This is a genomic window from Brevundimonas sp. EAKA (genome assembly GCF_000698025.1).
Lineage (GTDB): Bacteria > Pseudomonadota > Alphaproteobacteria > Caulobacterales > Caulobacteraceae > Brevundimonas > Brevundimonas mediterranea_A.
Genome location: NZ_JMQR01000200.1, coordinates 1 through 3372, shown reverse-complemented (window position 1 = coordinate 3372; position 3372 = coordinate 1). Strand labels below are relative to the sequence as shown.

4 protein-coding genes are annotated in these 3372 nt (G+C 70.6%); 3 read left to right on the top strand and 1 reads right to left on the bottom strand.

What is annotated here, in order from left to right:
- Positions 1–1070: terminase family protein (locus ER13_RS16610; RefSeq protein ID WP_035311085.1), on the top strand; the 1070-nt coding region annotated here is incomplete at its 5' end.
- Positions 1071–1080: 10 nt separating this feature from the next.
- Here the strand turns inward: ER13_RS16610 and ER13_RS16605 are convergent.
- Complete coding sequence (locus ER13_RS16605; protein WP_035311083.1) at positions 1081–2235, bottom strand: hypothetical protein; 1155 nt, start codon at positions 2233–2235, stop codon at positions 1081–1083.
- 147 nt (positions 2236–2382) lie between these two features.
- Here ER13_RS16605 and ER13_RS16600 point away from each other — a divergent pair, with 147 nt between their 5' ends.
- On the top strand, positions 2383–2586 hold the full coding sequence (locus ER13_RS16600) for a twin transmembrane helix small protein (RefSeq protein WP_008261253.1): 204 nt from the start codon (positions 2383–2385) through the stop codon (positions 2584–2586).
- A 3-nt stretch (positions 2587–2589) separates the two neighbouring features.
- The gene (locus ER13_RS16595) at positions 2590–3162 is read left to right on the top strand and encodes a cob(I)yrinic acid a,c-diamide adenosyltransferase (protein ID WP_035311081.1); all 573 of its coding nucleotides are present in this window, start codon (positions 2590–2592) and stop codon (positions 3160–3162) included.
- Positions 3163–3372: the final 210 nt, after the last annotated feature.

The window sequence follows — 3372 nt, the reverse complement described above, 5'->3', positions numbered from 1 at the left end:
TCGACACCCTGGCGCGCAAGTCCAAGGTCAATCTGGCCCTGGTCGGCCCCGCCCTGCACGATGTGCGCGAGGTGATGGTCGAGGGCGCGTCGGGGATCAAGGCCCTGGCCGAACCGGGCGACCGGCCGCGCTGGGAGGCGGGGCGGCGGCGGTTGCTGTGGAGGAACGGCTCGGCCGCCTACGCCTTTTCGGCGGAGGATCCGGACAGTCTGCGCGGGCCGCAGTTCCACGCCGCCTGGGCCGACGAGTTCTGCGTCTGGCGCAAGCCCGAGGCGGTGCTGTCGAACCTGAGATTCGGCCTGCGTCTGGGGGCGGCCCCCAGGCTGGCGGTGACGACGACGCCCCGGCCGATCCCCGCGCTGCGGCGGCTGATGGCCGAGGCGGGGACACGAGTGGATCGGGCGGCCACGGCCCTGAACGCCGAGAATCTGTCGCCGGGGTTTCTGGCTCATCTGACCGATGTGTACGGCGGGACCCGGCTGGCGGCGCAGGAGCTGGAGGGACAGGTGGTCGAAGGCGAGGGCGCCCTGTTCGGGGTCGAGGATCTGAAACGGGCGCGGGGAAGCCGGCCGGCCGAGCTGGACCGGGTGATCGTGGCGGTCGATCCGCCGGCGAGCGCGCACGGCGACGCCTGCGGCATCGTGGTGGCGGGGCGCAAGGACCGGCGGGCCTTCATCCTGGCCGACCGGACGGTGCGGGGACTGTCGCCCGGCGGCTGGGCGGCGGCCGTGTGTCGGGCGGCGCGGGATTTCGACGCCCAGGAGGTGGCGGCCGAGGCCAACCAGGGCGGGGAGATGGTGCGCAACGTCCTGAGACAATCCGACTGTCCGGCGCCGGTCGAACTGCTGCACGCCTCGCGGTCCAAGGCCGCGCGGGCCGAGCCGGTGGCCCTGCTGTATGAGCAGGGGCGGGTGGTGCATTGCGGGGACTTCCCGGCCCTGGAAGAGGAGATGCTGGCCCTGGGGTGCGACGGCGGGCCGAGCCCGGACCGGGCCGACGCCCTGGTCTGGGCCGTCACCGACCTGATGCTGGACGGCCGGGGCGAGGGGCCGCGGGTGCGGGCGCTCTAGGCCGCCCCCCCTAGGCCGCCATCATGCCGATGTCGTCGGGGCTCTCGCCGCGGCCCAGAAGCCCGGTCTCGAAGTCCATGAAGATGTCCATCAGCTCCTCGACATTGGCCGGATGGGCGGCCGGGCCGAAGCGGAAACGCCAGTAGCTGACGATATGCTGGACCGCGCCCAGCTGGTCGCCCAGCTTGGCGAACATCGAGGGGGCGTCCAGCAGGAAGTCGCGGAAGGCGGTCGGGCGGCCCTCCTGGGTCAGGCGGGCGTAGGCGTCGTCATAGATGCTGAGGGTGCGGCTGACCTCGTCGCAGGTGCGGATGATGCGGCCCCGCAGGACCGCGCGGCTGCGGTCCAGATATTCGCGGGCGGGGCGGTCGATCCTGCCGCTCGGCTTGATGGTGCGCACGGCCTCGGCCACGGCGGCGACCTCGCCCAGCAGGGTGGACAGGGTCCATTTGTAATAGAGGAAGCCCTTCCAGCAGAAGACCCCCTCCTGATACTGTTCCGGCGCCAGACGCAGGGTCAGACGCAGGGCCTCCAGCTGGTCGCCGGGCGTGTTGGACAGGATCTTGGCCGCCATCCGCGCCGCCGAGTCCGAGGCCACCGCAAAGGTGTCGGCCCCCAGGCTGAGGGTGACCAGGGGCTCGACCTCGCTATGGACGAAGGCCACCATCCGCTGCAGGTCGCCGTCGCTGATGGAGAAATAGCAGGGGGCCGGATCCAGTCCGCCGCGCCGCAGCTGTTCGCGCAGCAGGAAGGGATCCAGGGACGGCAGCTTGTCGATCAGGCGCAGGGTCTCGATATCCGGGTGGGCGGGGGCCACGCCGAAGGCCTCGATCATCATCCGCTCGAAGCCGATCTGATTGACGAAGACATAGCGCCCCCCGGTCTTCAGATCCTCGTCGTCGATGGGGATGACCACCTTGGTGGCGACCTGGCGGCGGCCGGTGAAGAGATCGGTCTCGTTGCGCCGCAGCCGGTGCTTGATGATCAGGGACCGGTTCAGGGCGTGGGTGCGAAACACCGGCCGCGCGGCCCAGTCGGGATTACGCACGGCGCCGTCCGATCGGCTGTCGCCGTTTTCCTCCCACACCCGCAGAAGATTCAGCACCCGGGCGGTTGAGGCGGAGCCCCGGAGGTGTTCGAGGTTGCGGACGGCGCGATCAGTCATGCCGCGCAGATTGCAACGCCAATCGTGACTAATGGCTTAGCTGTCGCGCAGAAAAACCGGGGGTCGGCGAATCCATCCCCGGCTCCGGCGGGATCAGCACGGGCTCGGTCGCTGGCGTCCGACGCGCGCGGGGACTAGAACAGGGGCATGCAGATGTTCGACATCCTGGTCGTCGCCGCCATCCTCGCCGTCACGGTGACGCTGGGTCTGGGCCTCTATTCGCTGTTCCGGGGCGGGGACTACGCCCGGAGCCATTCCAACAGGCTGATGCGCTGGCGGGTCGGGCTTCAGGCCGTCGCCGTGCTGATCCTGGTCGTCGGCATGGTGTGGAAGGCGACGCAGGGGGCCTGATCCATGGTGACGCTGAACAAGATCTACACCCGCACCGGCGACGACGGACAGACCCGGCTGGCCTCGGGCGCGCCGGTGTCCAAGACCAATCCCCGGGTCGAGGCTTACGGCGCGGTGGACGAGCTGAACGCCGTCCTGGGCGTGGCGCGGCTGAACAGCGGCCAGAACGACCGGATCGACGCCATGCTGGCCCGGATCCAGAACGAGCTGTTCGACCTGGGCGCCGACCTGGCCACCCCGCTGGACCCGCCGCCGGCCTGGGAGGCGCTGCGGATTCTCGACAGCCAGGTCGAGCGGCTGGAGCAGGAAATCGACTGGATGAACGAGAGCCTGAAGCCGCTGGACAGTTTCATCCTGCCCGGCGGCTCACCCCTGTCGACGCATCTGCATGTGGCCCGGACCGTGTGCCGCCGGGCCGAGCGCGAGGCGGTGCGGCTGGTCGAGGCGGGCGAGGCGGTCAACGGCGCGGCGGTGCGGTATCTGAACCGGCTGTCGGATCACCTGTTCGTCGCGGGCCGGCGGGCGAATGCGAACGGGGCGAACGATGTGAAATGGAAGCCGGGGGCGACGCGGTAGGGCTGCACCGCCCATACAGGACGAAAGAAGAGAGGGCGGCGTCACCTCTCCGCGCGCGAAGGCGCGTGGGGAGGACAGGTCGCGCTTGCGACCAGGCGGGGGCGACTCCGGCGGTGGGGGGGGCCCCAAGAGCGGCAGATACCGAGCCGCCCCCTCCCTGCGTTCGCTGACGCCCCCGCCTGTCCTCCCCCTCGGCCTTCGCCGACCGGG